Annotated in this window: 19 protein-coding genes and 2 tRNA genes; 4 read left to right on the top strand and 17 right to left on the bottom strand. The window is 61.1% G+C overall.

Features of this window, described 5'->3' with window-relative positions; translation table 11 throughout:
- Positions 1–340: 340 nt before the first annotated feature.
- Positions 341–426, bottom strand: a tRNA-Tyr gene (locus tag ACSZOQ_RS09925).
- 210 nt (positions 427–636) lie between these two features.
- Between ACSZOQ_RS09925 and rlmB the strand changes: the two genes are divergently transcribed.
- Positions 637–1452, top strand: a complete 816-nt coding sequence (gene rlmB, locus ACSZOQ_RS09930) for a 23S rRNA (guanosine(2251)-2'-O)-methyltransferase RlmB (protein WP_439925827.1) — start codon at positions 637–639, stop codon at positions 1450–1452.
- A 63-nt stretch (positions 1453–1515) separates the two neighbouring features.
- Here the strand turns inward: rlmB and ACSZOQ_RS09935 are convergent, their stop codons facing one another.
- From ACSZOQ_RS09935 to ACSZOQ_RS09960, 6 genes are all read right to left on the bottom strand, one after another.
- Positions 1516–2058 (bottom strand): hypothetical protein, encoded by a 543-nt coding sequence (locus ACSZOQ_RS09935; protein ID WP_439925828.1) that lies wholly within the window; start codon positions 2056–2058, stop codon positions 1516–1518.
- Positions 2059–2098: 40 nt separating this feature from the next.
- A complete protein-coding gene (locus ACSZOQ_RS09940) occupies positions 2099–2581 on the bottom strand; it encodes a hypothetical protein (protein ID WP_439925829.1) in 483 nt (160 codons plus the stop codon).
- A gap of 162 nt (positions 2582–2743) precedes the next feature.
- Positions 2744–2875: a hypothetical protein gene (locus ACSZOQ_RS09945; protein WP_439925830.1), complete on the bottom strand. Its 132-nt coding sequence runs from the start codon at positions 2873–2875 to the stop codon at positions 2744–2746.
- Between the two features lie 119 nt (positions 2876–2994).
- On the bottom strand, positions 2995–3600 hold the full coding sequence (locus tag ACSZOQ_RS09950) for a hypothetical protein (RefSeq protein ID WP_439925831.1): 606 nt from the start codon (positions 3598–3600) through the stop codon (positions 2995–2997).
- A 195-nt stretch (positions 3601–3795) separates the two neighbouring features.
- Positions 3796–3975, bottom strand: a complete 180-nt coding sequence (locus tag ACSZOQ_RS09955) for a hypothetical protein (RefSeq protein WP_439925832.1) — start codon at positions 3973–3975, stop codon at positions 3796–3798.
- A gap of 75 nt (positions 3976–4050) precedes the next feature.
- The gene (locus tag ACSZOQ_RS09960) at positions 4051–4236 is read right to left on the bottom strand and encodes a hypothetical protein (RefSeq protein ID WP_439925833.1); all 186 of its coding nucleotides are present in this window, start codon (positions 4234–4236) and stop codon (positions 4051–4053) included.
- Between the two features lie 414 nt (positions 4237–4650).
- Here ACSZOQ_RS09960 and ACSZOQ_RS09965 point away from each other — a divergent pair, with 414 nt between their 5' ends.
- Both ACSZOQ_RS09965 and ACSZOQ_RS09970 read left to right on the top strand, forming a co-directional pair.
- Positions 4651–4866 (top strand): hypothetical protein, encoded by a 216-nt coding sequence (locus tag ACSZOQ_RS09965; RefSeq protein ID WP_439925834.1) that lies wholly within the window; start codon positions 4651–4653, stop codon positions 4864–4866.
- A gap of 49 nt (positions 4867–4915) precedes the next feature.
- On the top strand, positions 4916–5128 hold the full coding sequence (locus tag ACSZOQ_RS09970; protein WP_439925835.1) for a hypothetical protein: 213 nt from the start codon (positions 4916–4918) through the stop codon (positions 5126–5128).
- A 3-nt stretch (positions 5129–5131) separates the two neighbouring features.
- On the opposite strand, the gene ACSZOQ_RS09975 is transcribed toward ACSZOQ_RS09970, so the two are convergent.
- From ACSZOQ_RS09975 to ACSZOQ_RS09985, 3 genes are all read right to left on the bottom strand, one after another.
- Positions 5132–5479, bottom strand: coding sequence for a DUF2934 domain-containing protein (locus ACSZOQ_RS09975; protein ID WP_439925836.1), 348 nt, complete (start codon positions 5477–5479; stop codon positions 5132–5134).
- A gap of 125 nt (positions 5480–5604) precedes the next feature.
- Positions 5605–5982, bottom strand: a complete 378-nt coding sequence (locus ACSZOQ_RS09980; protein ID WP_439925837.1) for a PRC-barrel domain-containing protein — start codon at positions 5980–5982, stop codon at positions 5605–5607.
- 54 nt (positions 5983–6036) lie between these two features.
- Entirely contained in the window at positions 6037–6198 is a 162-nt protein-coding gene (locus ACSZOQ_RS09985; protein ID WP_439925838.1) for a hypothetical protein, read from the bottom strand.
- Between the two features lie 45 nt (positions 6199–6243).
- On the opposite strand from ACSZOQ_RS09985, the gene ACSZOQ_RS09990 reads away from it, so the two are divergent.
- Positions 6244–6319: transfer RNA gene (locus ACSZOQ_RS09990), tRNA-Thr, on the top strand.
- A gap of 746 nt (positions 6320–7065) precedes the next feature.
- On the opposite strand, the gene ACSZOQ_RS09995 is transcribed toward ACSZOQ_RS09990, so the two are convergent.
- The 7 genes from ACSZOQ_RS09995 to ACSZOQ_RS10025 all read right to left on the bottom strand — a co-directional run bounded on the left by ACSZOQ_RS09995 (position 7066) and on the right by ACSZOQ_RS10025 (position 14284).
- Positions 7066–7851, bottom strand: a complete 786-nt coding sequence (locus tag ACSZOQ_RS09995) for an SDR family oxidoreductase (RefSeq protein ID WP_439925839.1) — start codon at positions 7849–7851, stop codon at positions 7066–7068.
- Positions 7852–7940: 89 nt separating this feature from the next.
- Positions 7941–9560 carry a glutamine-hydrolyzing GMP synthase gene (guaA, locus tag ACSZOQ_RS10000; RefSeq protein ID WP_439925840.1) on the bottom strand — a complete coding sequence of 540 codons (1620 nt, stop codon included), beginning with the start codon at positions 9558–9560 and terminating at the stop codon, positions 7941–7943.
- Between the two features lie 176 nt (positions 9561–9736).
- Complete coding sequence (locus tag ACSZOQ_RS10005; RefSeq protein WP_439925841.1) at positions 9737–11038, bottom strand: RsmB/NOP family class I SAM-dependent RNA methyltransferase; 1302 nt, start codon at positions 11036–11038, stop codon at positions 9737–9739.
- A 27-nt stretch (positions 11039–11065) separates the two neighbouring features.
- The gene (locus ACSZOQ_RS10010) at positions 11066–11485 is read right to left on the bottom strand and encodes an MAPEG family protein (RefSeq protein ID WP_439925842.1); all 420 of its coding nucleotides are present in this window, start codon (positions 11483–11485) and stop codon (positions 11066–11068) included.
- 48 nt (positions 11486–11533) lie between these two features.
- A complete protein-coding gene (locus ACSZOQ_RS10015; RefSeq protein WP_439925843.1) occupies positions 11534–12151 on the bottom strand; it encodes a hypothetical protein in 618 nt (205 codons plus the stop codon).
- Between the two features lie 206 nt (positions 12152–12357).
- A complete protein-coding gene (gene guaB / locus ACSZOQ_RS10020) occupies positions 12358–13854 on the bottom strand; it encodes an IMP dehydrogenase (protein WP_439925844.1) in 1497 nt (498 codons plus the stop codon).
- Positions 13855–14035: 181 nt separating this feature from the next.
- Positions 14036–14284: a hypothetical protein gene (locus ACSZOQ_RS10025; protein ID WP_439925845.1), complete on the bottom strand. Its 249-nt coding sequence runs from the start codon at positions 14282–14284 to the stop codon at positions 14036–14038.
- Positions 14285–14297 lie beyond the last annotated feature (13 nt).

The following is a 14297-nucleotide window of genomic DNA, read 5'->3' on the forward strand; positions in this document are numbered from 1 at the left end:
CGCGAGAGTTGAGCACGAAACAACCAGATGCTGAAGTCCCCAATACTTCCAACTAGGGGGATGAGGCTCCAAATGTTGCGCGTGGCCTTATCGGAGAGACCGTTTCGCTTAGAAGGGCGACTTTGAAGCGGGCTGACGAACGCACCCGGCCCGCGCGAATCCCGCGTGCATGATTGGTCTGCGCGACCATCATCTCGGCGGTCGCGCCAGTACCTCCTCCTAACGGATAGTGACGGAACTTAGCGGAGAATACCCGTACCCCAGGCTGCACCCCAAAAATGCGCAGCGAGAGCCACCCCTTCGGAGGCGCCTAATTTTTACAATAAGTAATTGAAATCATTGGTGGGGGAAGAAGGACTCGAACCTTCGAAGTCATAAGACGGCTGATTTACAGTCAGCTCCCTTTGCCACTCGGGACACTCCCCCGCTCAACACCATCGGGCTTCCTTCCACCGAACAGGGCGGCTGAACGGCCATGGATGACGCTAAAACCGTGGGCCCGACGAACGGGTCCATGGCCGCCGCGTTTATGGGGGAAGCACCCCGGCAAAGTCAACCAATAGCGCTGGAATATCGGTTTCCGGCTTTTTGCGCCGGAAAATTGCCATTACTCGGAACCCGTGAGACAAGCCAGCTATGAGCGACCGTGATCGTAAGCCGCAATTTAAGCGCGGCTCCCAGAAGGCTAACAGAAATCGTGGCCGCCCGCCCCCGAGGAACCGTGAGGCCGGGACCGACAGCCCAGCGATTCTCTACGGCTGGCACACGGTGGCAGCCGCGCTGGCCAATCCCCGGCGGACGATCCGAAAACTGCTGCTCACCGAAAACGCGGCACGGCGGCTCGCGGATGAAAACATCAATACCTCGATCACGCCCGAGATCGTGCGTCCGAGTGCGATCGACCAGCGCCTCGGCCCCGACGCGGTGCACCAGGGGCTGCTCGCCGAAGCCGATCCCCTGCCCTCGCCGGATATCGACACGCTGGCGCAGGAAGGCATCGTGCTGGTGCTCGACCAGATCACGGATCCGCACAACGTCGGCGCGATCATGCGATCGGCCGCAGCCTTTGCTGTGAAGGCGATCATCACCACGGCGCGTCACAGTCCCGAGGCCACCGGCGTGCTGGCAAAATCAGCCTCCGGCGCGCTGGAGCTTGTGCCGCTCGTGCTAGTACAGAATCTGGCGCGAGCACTGACCGAACTGAACGACCGCGGCTTCATGACCGTCGGCCTCGACAGCGCGGGCGGCGAGGACCTCGCTGCCATCCAGTTGCGACAACCGCTGGCGCTGGTGCTTGGCGCCGAAGGCAAGGGCTTGCGGCAATTGACGCGGGAAACGTGCAACGCGGTCGCGCGTCTCGACATGCCCGGCGACATCAAAAGTCTCAATGTCTCGAATGCCGCGGTGTTAGCGCTCTATATCGGCGCCAGCCGTCTCGGCCTGATGCGCTGACGGCACGAAAACGCCCGCTCGCATCGCATGCGAACGGGCGCTTGTTTTAAGGAGCGGGGCCGATCAGTGGTGGTGGTGCGCCGCCGAATGATGATGACCGTGGTGATGATGCCGCGATCCGTAGACCTGGCCATGGTAGTGGCCGTAATGATGACCATAACGATATATGCGGTAATGCGGGTACGTGTGATGCCAGCGATAGTTGGACACGACTGGGCCGGTCACGGGAGCGCCGTCATAGTAATGATGCATGGCGTGGGCGTAACGGCCGCCGTCGTAGGGGTAATAATAAGGACGCCTATAGGCATTCCATCCGGAAACGGCGGATTCCTGATAGGTCGGCACCGGTGCGAAAGCGCCAGGACCGCTGAACGTTGGCCCCTGATTGACATAATAGTACTGTGTCGGAGACGGCAGACGTTCATAGGCCGCAACGCCGTATCCCGCGCCGTAATAGCCTTGATAATAACCATGCCCACATGGGCTGTAAGCCGCGCACGGCGAACACCCTCCGCTCGTGAACAACCCGCCGCACGCCATCGCGGGCGCGGCGCTCGCCGCTACCACGGCAACGGCAGCGACCAATCCTGAAATCATCTGACGCATTTGCTCTCTCCTGCTTTGCCTGTTTTTCTAAAGTTCGATTCTACGGTTTGGGTCTCCGAAATTGCCGCGGCGCCCTCTGTTGAAAGTCTTGCGGCAAACTCGAGGGTCCGATCTCGGGGGCGAGAATGACCGCAGGCGGCATCTGCGGAATATCGGATTGCGCTGGCGTCGGATCGGAATGGGCCGACCATGACTGATGAAAGCTCTCAGCGCGCGGCGGCAGCTTGCGGTTCGCCGGAGGTTCGATTTCGAGGCGTCCGTAACCGGGCGCGTGACCGAGGCTCGGATAATAATGACCGACATGCGGCTCGGGATCGACGTAGCGACCGCCGTACACCGTCGGCTGTACGTGTATCCTTCGGGCAAGGCCCCAGTCGCCCTCCACCACGGCGTAGGAGGCATCGACACCATTGATGATGATGGGAACGCCGGGACGGCCGGGAATCACGATCACCGGTCCGCTGTCAGCGAGAGCCGTCAATGACGTCCCGATCAGAACGGCCAGCGCAAGTCCGATACGCATTACAGAGTTCCGGTTTACGGCAGAGCCTAATCGAACCGGTGCCGGCATGGGTTAAAGCCGCCGCCCAAACTGCCGGTAAGCCTAACGTGGAGGCATGGGCTGACAATCAATTGCGAAGCATTCCGCTATCGGAAAGTTAACGCGGGGCGGACGAGGCCGCTGCTACAGCCAGAAGCTGAGCAGGACGAGGTTCATCGAGCAGGCCGCGAATAACGCGATGGCAAGTCCCAGTTGCACGCCGTCGGCCGCAGGTTTCGACATCATTTCCATGACCGGAGCTTCAGGCGATTCCATCGCTCGAGTCCCGGTTAATATTTTTCCGGCGCGCCTGTGGAGATTCAGGAGTCGTTTACGAGTTCGGGGCGTGGCCCGAGTCGGCTGCTCGCGCGCGGGTCTAGGCAGAAGTGGCTGCTTCAAGCCCAGTCGGCCGAGAACACCGAACACCTGGCCCGGTTGGCATTGATGCTGACGAAGCCGACCATCATATGCCGGAACGTCCTTCGGCTGTTGGGCTTCACGACGCCATCGATCGTGTGACGGCGCGCGGTCACGTAACCGCCATCCCGGTTGCGGAAGGAGCAGACAAGCTCGATTTGATTCACCGCATAGTCGTTGCTGTTGCGGATCGTCAGCGTCACCAGCGCCTTCGATCCCAGTCCGCCGCGCCGAAGCGATTGCCGCAGCACTGTCACGCCATCGATTGATGCCACCGTTGGCGTGACGCGAACGGGCGAATTGGAAACAGCCCCCTCATCGCCGGATAGGTCCGCAGGCGTAACGTTGCTCTCCTTAACACCGGCGGCGTGACCTGAGAGGGTGGCATCTGGGATGACCGCGCTTAGCGCCGGCGGCTCACGCTGTGGATTTGCGGCATCCGCCCGGAAGAAAATCCAGCCGCAGGCTACGATCATCGAAATCAGAAGGATCCATGAAGGATATGTGAGATGGCCGTTGCGCGTCATCGCGGTGCGCGCTGAAAGGAGGCCGTTCCATCCCCGATCTGACAGTCTGATGCTCATCGCCGTGCCATCTGTTGGCAGCGATTGTACAAAGCCAGCCACGCCGGGGCCTGGGCAGGCCGCGCACATCACCGCTTAGCGAATAATGGCGGTAACAGAAAATGGTTCCTTTGCGACGCGGCCTCCGTTCGTCAATGCTGCACCAGAAGAGCCCGGCCGATCGGGCCAGGCTCCACGAGTTCAGACAGCCGCCGCTTACTTGGGCTGCCACTTCGCATACGGTAGGGTCGGGCCGCCGCCGGTGCTGATGTAGCCGACGGTGAGCGTGCCCTTGTCCATCGAAATCTTGATGACGGTACCCTGCGCCAGCACCTCTCCGCCGCTGACCGCATCGAGTTCGTTCATCGTCAATTCGCGCATGTCGCAATTCGTCATTGTAAATCTCCTTTGAATTCGTGACGGACAAATCTTCGTTCCGCCTGTTGACCGGGATGGTGGTGAGCCGGGGTTCTATTTGAGTGGAATCCATTCGGCTGACGGCATAGCCGGCCCGCCATCGATGCTGACAGTCCCGATCGCCAGAATTCCCTTCCCGTTCACATCGATTAACGTCGTTTTCCTCACCTCGGTGTGGACCGTGCCGCCGCTGACTGCATCCAGTTCACCGATCGTGAGGTCACGTATTCCGCTCGTCATTGCTGATCTCCGTTTTGTTCTCTCGGAAAGAACCACTCCCTCCGTGACATCTGTGTAGTTCAGCGGCACATGACCCACCGTGACCTGGATCACACAGATTGGAGCTAGACGAAAATGTACGGACGGCCGTAATCCCGTGGGCAACCGAGGTTCCGGTCTGCCCCTCCTCCTTCAGAATATTCAATCACGCAGACAGCCGGTGTTGACGAGAACCGGTGAGCCGCCATAAGCAGGCGTGCAGCGGCTGCGATCGGCGTCAGGGCGCGAGCGGTTGAACGCAAAAGGCCCTCAGGAAATGGAGGGCCTTTTTGTTATGCGCGCGCTCGATGTGTGAAACGCGCCGCTTCCAGCGGAGGACTAGCCTCGTAACGGATGCCGCCTATCTTAAAGGGACCGGCTGTCAGGAGCATGACGATGAGCGATGAGGACGAGCAGCAGATACGGGAGATACTGGCGCGCTTCAGCGACGGGCCCGAAAGCAAGGACGCAAAGGTGCAGCAGGTCAAAGAGACTCTAGAGGCCTTCCTCGAGAACGGGCCCGGCACGCGGGAGGAGCGGCAGCTGATAGTGCTCGATAAGCTTCTCCTGATAGACGCTTCTTTTAATGATTTCCGGAGCAAGCGGAACTAGTCGCGTAGGCGCGCGGTTATGAACGGGAGCAGCCGGGAGGACCGTGGCAATGAACGACATCGAAGAGCGGGTACAGGAAATCATGGCGGAGTACGGCGACCTAGTCACGGGAGAGGAGCCGCAGGTAGCGGAGTTCAAGAGGACGGTGCAGGACTTCCTTGAGAACGGCCCCGGAATGCCCGACCAGCGGCGCCAGGCGTTGTTCAAGCATATGAAGGACTGGGATCCCCAGTACAAAGACTTCCTGATCAGCCCGAACTGAATATCAGGAGGGCGGCTGGTCGCTGTTCCGCGCGGGCGGCATCTGACTGGATCGTTCCTGCTTGAGCTCCTGCTCGGCCTGATGATAGAACTCCTCGGCACGCCCTTCGGGACTGCCGGCCTGCTCCCAAAGCTTGTTAGCGCGCTTGATTATCTCTGCTCTGTCCGGATTTTCCATACCTGTCCGCCGTTCGACTTCTTGCGCCATCTTTATCCAATCGTCCGCGAGGTTCAGCCACATCTGCCTGTTGGGATAGTCCAAGCAGTTCTCCGCCTGTTTGCGGCACTCCGCTGCCTTCCGTCGATAGAGCTCAATATGGTGGTCGGATACGCCATACGAATAATCCGCCATGCTTCCTGACATCATTCCTTGCTTGGTTGCAGGTATGCACGGCCCCACAGGAACGGGGGAGACTGCGGGGCCGTGCGGGGCTGCGTGGTCTACGCGCAGCCCACAATTCCGTCCGAGACTTGCTCCTATTCAAGGGCAGAATGGGTAATGCGGGAGCCGTAGTAGTCATCGACCGATTTGGAGCGCCCCGGCTCTTCCCAATTCCAGCTGTTCTCGGAAGCGTACTTCGGCGCGCCGTTGAGCTGGTCCGCCGTGATGCCGGTGCGGTAGCCGCCGACGCGGGTATCGTATTTCAAGGCATTCCAGGGCAGCGGATAGTGGTCGTTGCCGATTCCGAGGAATCCGCCGAATCCCAGCACGGCGTACGACACGCGCCCGCTCGTCTTCTCGATCATGACGCGCTCGATCGTTCCGATCTCCTGGTCGTCGGGGCCGTACACCGCGGTGCCCGCGACCTTGTCGCTGCCGATCAGTGTGCTTGTCTCTCTCGCTTCGGTGGCCATGCAATGCTCCTTCGTTGGGAGGGAAAAACGCGGCAAGTGCGCCGAATGTTCCCATCACCGCGCATTGTAAGAGCCCTCGTTCCATCGCGCCCAGCGCGTTCCCTTGCCTTTCATCGAGGGATGCATCCGCTCGCCGCTGAACTCCGCGCGAAATATCTCGGCGTGCTCCTCCATGGCGAACAGAAACATTTGATAGAACTTATTCTCCTCCATCATGGCCCCTCTTCCTTGAGGGACCTTCTTTTGATAGACCCCCGCTGAGCCCGCTTAGCTCAGTTGGTAGAGCAGTGGTTTTGTAAACCTCAGGTCGCTGGTTCGAGTCCGGCAGCGGGCACCATACAAACCCCATAAAATGGGGATTTCTTGTAAAATGAAGCTGCGCAATCATGCAGACATTCAGGAACAGACACAGCGCACATAGGACCATCAAAAGCCGGCAGTCCTCTCTGGACGACGTCAGCCGGATAAGCCGCCGCACGAAAGGCCATAAGTTGGGGACGGCGGCTGGCGAGAGACCGTAGAGTCTACACGCTACTTCTTGTCCGGCTCGACCGTTGTTTTGGAAGAGCCCTCCGGCGCCGGCTGCATACTTGGTGGGCTCTCGCCCTGCGGACTTTCTGCAGGAGCGCCGCCGGACCCGGTCTCAACAGGACCGGTCCACCCCTGCGGTTGCAGATGACCCTTAGCTTCCGGCGTCACGGTCCGGCCAGTGTTGTGTTCAGACTTGTTTGGTTGTTTGGATTCCGAATTTGTCTGAGCGCTGGCAATCCCGACTAAGCACGCCGTACAGGTAGCAATAACCAGTATACGGTGCATGGTAGTCCTCCGATCATATGCGCTTTCAACAGCCCCAGCGGTGCGGAGTTCCAATCATCCTGAGGGTGCCCAACAAAGAAAACGCCGGTGTCCATTGCGCTATGTCGAACGTCTCTCCCTGCATGTGAGATTCCCGAATTCGCCCGCGCGCGCCGCACCGCCGTTTGCGAACTCGGTTGATACAATCGCTCCGTCAACCTCGGCTGAAATAGTCGGAACGCGAGCAGATCGGCTCCGCACAGATTCCACACCACAATCGCAGCCAGATCATCGACCGGGCGCTGGAGCCGTCGCCGCATCAACTGCTGCCCGCGAGCGGCGGAGCCATTCGTCGAGACCGATCTGGCCGAGGCGCGCTTCGCCCAATGGCACAAGCGAGAACTCATCGACCCGCCCGCCAAAATATCTGGCCTCGGGGTCGCACACGACCTCTCGCGGGTCGCCGACCTCCTTCAGATAGCGGGCAATGAGTTCGTTGAACGGCGCCCGTTCCGGACCAGCGATGTCGACGATACCATTTCGCGGTGCTGCAAGCGCCACATCGGCCACCAGGGCAGCGACGTCATCGGCCGCGATGGGCTGGAAGAGGCCGGGCGAAATCCTGACCAGATTTCCATCCGTGCTTGAAGCAGCGATGGTACCGAGAAATTCCATGAACTGGGTCGCGCGGACGATGGTGTAGGGGATGCCGGACGCCTCGATCAGTTTCTCCTGCGCAATCTTGGCGCGAAAGTAGCCGTTCTCCGGTGTCCGGTCCGTTCCGACGATGGAGAGCGCGACATGGTGCCGGACGCCTGCAGCAGTCTCTGCGGCTTGAAGGTTGCGGCCAGACGTTTCGAAGAACTCCAGCACCGCCTTGTTTTCAAACGACGGTGAATTGGCGAGATCGACCACGACGTGCGCGCCAGCCATCGCCTCTTTGAGCCCCTCTCCGGTGACGGCATTGATCCCGTTTCGCGGCGAAGCCGCCACGACCTTGTGGCCGCCTTTGCGCAGAATCGCGACGACCTTCGACCCGATCAGGCCGGTACCGCCGATCACGACAATCTTCATGAGTTACCCTTCCTTGTTGAAGACTGGAGATGCCTGCATTTGCCCGTAGCAAAATGCGGATCCGCGGATTCGTCATCGACTGACGCGCTCTACTCCCACTCGATCGTGCCTGGCGGCTTTGATGTGATGTCGTAGACAACACGATTCACGCCTTTGACTTCATTGATGATCCGCGTCGCGGTCTCACCTAAAAACTTCATGTCGAAGGCGTAGAAGTCGGCGGTCATGCCGTCGGTCGAGGTCACCGCACGCAAGCCGACCACATAATCGTAGGTGCGGCTGTCGCCCATCACGCCGACGGTCTTCACCGGCAGCAGCACTGCGAACGCCTGCCATATCTTGTCGTAGAGCCCGGCCTTGCGGATCTGGTCGATGTAGACGGCATCGGCCTCGCGCAGGATGTCGAGCTTTTCGCTAGTGATCTCGCCAGGGCAGCGGATCGCGAGACCCGGGCCCGGGAACGGATGACGGCCGACGAAAATCTCCGGCAACCCGAGTTCGCGCCCCAGTACGCGCACCTCGTCCTTGAACAACTCGCGCAATGGCTCGACCAGTTTCATCTTCATGCGATCAGGCAGGCCGCCGACATTGTGGTGCGACTTGATCGTCACCGACGGGCCACCGGTAAACGACACGCTTTCGATCACATCAGGATAGAGCGTGCCTTGGGCGAGGAAGTCAGCCGATCCTTTTCCCAAGGCTGCGATCTTTTTCGCCTCCGCGTCGAACACGTCGATGAAGAGACGGCCGATGGTCTTGCGCTTCACTTCCGGGTCGGTAACGCCTGCCAGCTCACCCAGGAATTGCTTCGATGCATCAACGTGGACCAGCGGGATGTTGTAGTGATGGCGGAACAGGTCGACCACCGTCTTGCCTTCGTCCTTGCGCAGCATGCCGTGGTCGACGAACACGCAGGTGAGCTGGTCGCCGATCGCCTCATGGATCAGGATCGCCGCCACCGATGAATCGACGCCGCCGGACAGGCCGCAGATCACCCGGCCCTTGCCGACCTGTGCCCTGATCTTCTCGACCGCCTCCTCGCGAAACGCGCGCATGGTCCAGTCGCCGGTCAGCCCGGCGACCTTGCGGACGAAATTGCGCAACAACTTGGCGCCGTCTGGCGTATGCACCACCTCGGGATGGAACTGCATCGCATAGAACTTGCGCGCATCGTCGGCGATCACCGCTATCGGCGAGCCCGGCGCCTTCGCCACGGCACGGAAACCGTCGGGCAGTTTGGTGACCCGGTCGCCATGGCTCATCCACACGTCGTAATGGCCGCCCTTCTCCCAGACACCGTCGAACAGCGCGCAGGCGTCGGTGACCTCGATCGCGGCACGGCCGAATTCGCGATGGTGGCCAGCCTCGACGGTGCCTCCGAGTTGCTGCGCCATGGTCTGCTCACCGTAGCAGATGCCAAGCACGGGCAGGCCCGCCTTGAGGATCGACAGCGGCGCCACCGGCGCATCCTTGTCGAGCACGGAGGCGGGCCCGCCTGACAGAATCACCGCCTTCGGTTTCATCTGAAGAAAGGCCGCTTCCGCCTTCTGGAACGGGACGATTTCCGAATAGACCCCCTCCTCGCGAACGCGCCGCGCGATCAGTTGCGTGACCTGGGAGCCGAAATCGACGATGAGGATCTTGTCGTGCGCGGACAGATCTGGGGATGGGCCGGACGATGACGTGGAAGCTTTGCTGGGGGCTGTCATGGCAAGGAATTACGCGACCGGCACCGGCCTCGCAACCCCGAAGGACCGTCATTGCAAGCGAAGCGAAGCAATCCAGAAAAAACGGCAAACCGGATTGCTTCGTCGCTGCGGAGACGACGCTCCGCGTCGGCCGTATGCTCCTCGCAATGACGATGATTCAGCCTTAACCCAAAGTCTTAGGCTTTCTTTTGCAAGACGCTGACGAAAAACCCGTCCGTTCCCGTTCGGCGCGGCGTCATCAAAAGCCCCTCATCCGACATATAAACCGCCGCGAGAAAATCGTCTGTCTTGTCCCACAGCACGGACGCGGTCTGTGACGGTGGCGTCACCGTGAAATCTGAATGGCGGCCGATAAACTTACGGATTTGCTCGCCATTTTCCAGCGGGAGTACGGAACAGGTGATGTAGGCGATCCGGCCACCTACCTTCACGTAACTGGCTGCCCGATCAAGGACTTCAACCTGACCCTTCAACCGTACTTCGAGCGCGCCTGGCCGCATCCTCCATTTGGCGTCGGGATTGCGCCGCCAGGTGCCAGTCCCGGTGCAGGGCGCGTCGATCAACACAAGATCGGCCGACGCCCTGATATCGGACAACGGATCGCTATCGCCCTTCGGGGTCCGGACCTCGGCGTTATGCACGCCGGCGCGGGACAGCCGCTCGTAGATCGGCGCGAGCTGCCGCTTGTCGTGATCGGTTGCAATGAGGCGTCCCCTGCCCTGCATCATGGCCGCCAGCGCCAGGGTCTTACCGCCGGCCCCGGCGCAGAGATCAATCACCTGCTCGCCGGGTTTTGCACCGGACAGTAGCGCCGCCAGTTGCGAGCCCTCGTCCTGCACCTCGATGCCGCCCTTGATGAAATCCTCCTCGGCGTGGACGCCGGGATTACGCGCATCGGCGCCGAGCGCGATCCTCAAACCCAGCGGCGACCACGGCGTCGCCGATGCACCGAGGTGACGCAGCGAGCCAAGCACCTTCTCGCGTTTGGCCTTCAGGGTATTAACGCGCAGGTCGAGCGGCGCGCGGCTCGCCATCGCCGCGGCCTCGGCGGCGCGGTCGCCACCGAACACCTCCCCAAGATATCCGTCCAGCCATTCCGGATAGTCGCCGGCGATATGCGCGGGCGCGTCCATGACGGTGCGCGAGGCCAGCGCCGCGCGTTCAGCGTCGGAGAGCGCCTCGGGCGCAAAGCGGCTGCCATCGCACAGCGCCGCTATCGCATCGGCATCCAATTCTCGCTCGCGCCTCAGCATTCCGAGCAGACGCGCGCGCGGGGTGTCATCATCCATGATCCAGGCGCTGGACGCTTGACGGCGCAATACGTCATAGACCAGCCCGGAGATCGCAGCGCGGTCGCCGGAGCCGGCAAAACGATGCGCCGTGCCCCATTCCTTCAGCGCCTTCGCAGCCGGCACCCGCTGGCTGTCGATGGCCTCAATCACTTCGATTGCGGCGGAGAGCCGCGCGGCTGGCGTCATGGTTGACTTTCAATTGGAGCGAGGGTGCTACACGAGCAGGATGCGCAGGGCGAAATAAATCCACATCGCCAGTAGCACAAGCACTCCCGCGAACCACACCAATCCGCGTTGCGGGACGTTGTTTGACGTGACGAAGATGCCGGCATGGACGAACCGCGTGATGACGAATACCCAGGACAGCACCACGATGACAAGATCGGCGTGACGCAACGGCAGCGCCAACGCGATCAGGACATAAAACAGCACCGGCACTTCGAATTGGTTGCTGAAGCAGTTGCCGATCTGGGTTGTGCGCAGCGGCCAGTTCGATTGCCCCAGGGCAATATCCTTGATCGGGGTTTCTCCAGATTTCAGAGTTTCGGTCCGCATTGTCGCCATCCCCAGCAACAATGCGAACGCCAGCCCGATTAACACGAACACCGGTAGAAGCACCGCCTGAGCAGACATCGCGTTACCTCCGGATTACGCCGCTACACTCGCAAGGGCGGGATAAGCTCAAGCCGCGATCCTGGCCAGCGCCTTGTCGAAAGCGGCTGCGGCGCTTTCCAGATCCTTGAACACGAGCCCGCTGTCGGCGGACTGCTTCTGGCCGTGATTGTCGCGAATAGCGTCGACCGGCTCACCGCGGTCGAGCATCGCCTGCGGCGCGATCACAAAAAACATGTGTTCCGCAATGTCACGGTCCTTCGGCAGGAATACGCCGAGCGAGACGATATCATTGCCGCGTCGATAGGAGATGTAGCGGTCGACGGCAACGAATCCCGCGCGCTGCAATCCACCGAGCTTGGCGTGACCGTCGCTGCCGACGAGCTTGTGCGCGCGAAAGCCCTTTACGCCGGCAGACTTTGCTTTCGCGGTCTCCTCGGACAGATCGTATTTCTCCGCCATCAGCTTCCCGACGCCGGCAAGCTGCGTCGACATCTCGTGCTCGAAATCCTTCAGCTCGGTGCGGGGCTTCGCAGCCTTGCGCGGCTTCAACGCATCTCGCTTGTCGAGTTCCGTCTGGCAACGCGCGACGAGATCGTCGACCGATTTCCGCTCGGCATTGGCAAGCAGATTTTTCAGATCGGAATCCGAAAGCGCGGCAATCCTGTCATCCGTCCAATCGACCATGTTTTCAAGTTCTCTTTTGAATGGTGTCTGTCATTCCCGGACACGATGCAACCGCCCGGAAACGCCGTTGCGGCGCAGAGGATCTGCGGCAACGAGAGTAACCCGTTTTCGCGCCGCTGTGCGGCTCAATTTGGGCGATTAACGTGAGTGGGGTTCAGAAATTCGCTACGCGGGGCTGCATAGCGAGGCGAACTCGATTCGGGACACTAGCCGACGCCGGGATAGTTAGGGCTTTCGCGCGTGATCGTGACATCGTGGACGTGGCTTTCACGCAAGCCCGCGCCGGTGATGCGGACGAAACGCGCCTTGTCGTGGAATTCGGCGATCGTCCGGGCGCCGACATATCCCATGGCCGCGCGCAAGCCGCCGGCAAGCTGATGCATGACATTGCCGACCGGCCCCTTGTAGGGCACCTGCCCCTCAATGCCTTCGGGCACAAGTTTCAGCGTATCCTTGATGTCCTGCTGGAAATAGCGGTCGGCCGAGCCGCGCGACATCGCGCCCACCGAACCCATGCCGCGATAGGCCTTGTAAGAGCGTCCCTGCCACAGATACACCTCGCCCGGCGTTTCGTCGGTGCCCGCAAGCAGCGAGCCGACCATGACGATGTCCGCGCCGGCGGCAAGCGCCTTGGCGAGATCGCCGGAATACTTGATGCCGCCATCCGCGATTACGGGCACGTCGGCCTTCCTCGCCGCATCGACCGCATCCATGATGGCGGTGAGCTGCGGCACCCCAACACCGGCCACAATGCGGGTGGTGCAGATCGAGCCCGGGCCGATGCCGACCTTGATGGCGTCGGCGCCGGAATCGATTAGCGCCTGCGCACCCTCGGTGGTGGCGATGTTGCCGGCGATGACCTGCACTGCGTTCGACAACCGCTTGATGCGGTTGACCGCTTCCAGCACGCGACTGGAATGACCATGCGCGGTATCCACGACGATCAGATCGACCCCGGCATCGATCAGGCGCTCGGTGCGCTCAAAACCGCCTTCGCCGACCGTGGTTGCCGCAGCGACGCGCAGCCGGCCCTGCGCGTCCTTGCAGGCCAGCGGATGCGCAACCGCCTTTTCCATATCCTTGACGGTGATGAGACCAACGCAGCGATACTGCTCGTCGACGACCAGCAGTTTCTCGATGCGATGCTTGTGCAGCATCCTCTTGGCTTCTTCCTGGTTGACGCCCTCGCGCACCGTGACGAGATTCTCGTGCGTCATCAGTTCCGAAACTTTCTGCCGCGGGTCGGTCGCAAAGCGGACGTCACGATTGGTGAGAATGCCGACCAGCTTGCCCGGCGAGGTTGCGCTGCCGCCGGTCACCACCGGAATGCCGGAAAAACCGTGATCGTTCATCAGCGCCAGCGCATCGGACAGCATCGCGTCGGGGCCGATGGTCAGCGGATTGACCACCATGCCGGACTCGAACTTCTTCACCTGCCGCACCTGCGCTGCCTGCCCCTCCACATCGAAGTTGCGATGGATGACGCCGAGGCCGCCGGCCTGCGCCATGGCTATCGCCATGCGCGCTTCGGTGACGGTGTCCATGGCAGATGCCATGATCGGAATGTTGAGCGGAATGTCGCGGGTTACGCGGGAGCGGATATCGGCCTCAGAAGGCAGGATGTCGGACGCACCAGGCTTCAGCAGCACGTCGTCGAACGTGTAAGCTTCCTTGAGATCCTGAAATCCGTTTGCACACGCCATCGCCAACTCCATTCAGCGGCGCTTTCGCCGCGATACGACCTCGGGATGGAACAACCTGTCAGCGACACCTTGGCGTCGCAGTCGAGTCGGGTTCCATCAGGTGGGTTGACGGTGGTCGATAGCATGGCGGCCCTTGGAATCAAAGGGTTTGACGGCCATACAAGGGCTTTTCCCCGGTGGTTCAGCGTGGATAGTTCGGCGGCGGCCCGTGCTCCCGGATCGCGTCGACCACCTCGCGGTGCCGGCGATCCTCCCGCTTCATATGGACCGCGATCAGCGCGTGGGCGGACGGCACCAGGAACAGGATCGGGAAAATCCATCCGAAAATCGCGCAAAGCACGATTACAACCACGTTCAGGATGGCCGAAAACGGTTGCCCGTTGAACAACAGCCCGATCGGCGGCAGCAAGGCGGCGAGCACGTAGATCATCGTTTGGCCTCCC

The sequence above is a fragment of the Nitrobacter sp. JJSN genome (genome assembly GCF_051912485.1).
Taxonomy (GTDB): Bacteria; Pseudomonadota; Alphaproteobacteria; order Rhizobiales; family Xanthobacteraceae; genus Nitrobacter.

Bases quoted from the DNA above. Each gene is read 5' to 3' on its own strand.
- ACSZOQ_RS09975 (WP_439925836.1), bottom strand. From the start codon at position 5,479: ATGGCGGATTATTCGTATGGCGTATCCGACCACCATATTGAGCTCTAT.
- ACSZOQ_RS10010 (WP_439925842.1), bottom strand. From the start codon at position 11,485: ATGTCTGCTCAGGCGGTGCTTCTACCGGTGTTCGTGTTAATCGGGCTG.
- ACSZOQ_RS10025 (WP_439925845.1), bottom strand. From the start codon at position 14,284: ATGATCTACGTGCTCGCCGCCTTGCTGCCGCCGATCGGGCTGTTGTTC.
- ACSZOQ_RS09935 (WP_439925828.1), bottom strand. From the start codon at position 2,058: ATGCGTCAGATGATTTCAGGATTGGTCGCTGCCGTTGCCGTGGTAGCG.
- rlmB (WP_439925827.1), top strand. From the start codon at position 637: ATGAGCGACCGTGATCGTAAGCCGCAATTTAAGCGCGGCTCCCAGAAG.
- ACSZOQ_RS09945 (WP_439925830.1), bottom strand. From the start codon at position 2,875: ATGGAATCGCCTGAAGCTCCGGTCATGGAAATGATGTCGAAACCTGCG.
- ACSZOQ_RS09965 (WP_439925834.1), top strand. From the start codon at position 4,651: ATGAGCGATGAGGACGAGCAGCAGATACGGGAGATACTGGCGCGCTTC.
- guaA (WP_439925840.1), bottom strand. From the start codon at position 9,560: ATGACAGCCCCCAGCAAAGCTTCCACGTCATCGTCCGGCCCATCCCCA.
- ACSZOQ_RS09960 (WP_439925833.1), bottom strand. From the start codon at position 4,236: ATGACGAGCGGAATACGTGACCTCACGATCGGTGAACTGGATGCAGTC.
- ACSZOQ_RS10015 (WP_439925843.1), bottom strand. From the start codon at position 12,151: ATGGTCGATTGGACGGATGACAGGATTGCCGCGCTTTCGGATTCCGAT.
- ACSZOQ_RS09940 (WP_439925829.1), bottom strand. From the start codon at position 2,581: ATGCGTATCGGACTTGCGCTGGCCGTTCTGATCGGGACGTCATTGACG.
- ACSZOQ_RS09955 (WP_439925832.1), bottom strand. From the start codon at position 3,975: ATGACGAATTGCGACATGCGCGAATTGACGATGAACGAACTCGATGCG.
- ACSZOQ_RS09970 (WP_439925835.1), top strand. From the start codon at position 4,916: ATGAACGACATCGAAGAGCGGGTACAGGAAATCATGGCGGAGTACGGC.
- ACSZOQ_RS09980 (WP_439925837.1), bottom strand. From the start codon at position 5,982: ATGGCCACCGAAGCGAGAGAGACAAGCACACTGATCGGCAGCGACAAG.
- guaB (WP_439925844.1), bottom strand. From the start codon at position 13,854: ATGGCGTGTGCAAACGGATTTCAGGATCTCAAGGAAGCTTACACGTTC.
- ACSZOQ_RS09950 (WP_439925831.1), bottom strand. From the start codon at position 3,600: ATGAGCATCAGACTGTCAGATCGGGGATGGAACGGCCTCCTTTCAGCG.
- ACSZOQ_RS09995 (WP_439925839.1), bottom strand. From the start codon at position 7,851: ATGAAGATTGTCGTGATCGGCGGTACCGGCCTGATCGGGTCGAAGGTC.
- ACSZOQ_RS10005 (WP_439925841.1), bottom strand. From the start codon at position 11,038: ATGACGCCAGCCGCGCGGCTCTCCGCCGCAATCGAAGTGATTGAGGCC.
- ACSZOQ_RS09985 (WP_439925838.1), bottom strand. From the start codon at position 6,198: ATGATGGAGGAGAATAAGTTCTATCAAATGTTTCTGTTCGCCATGGAG.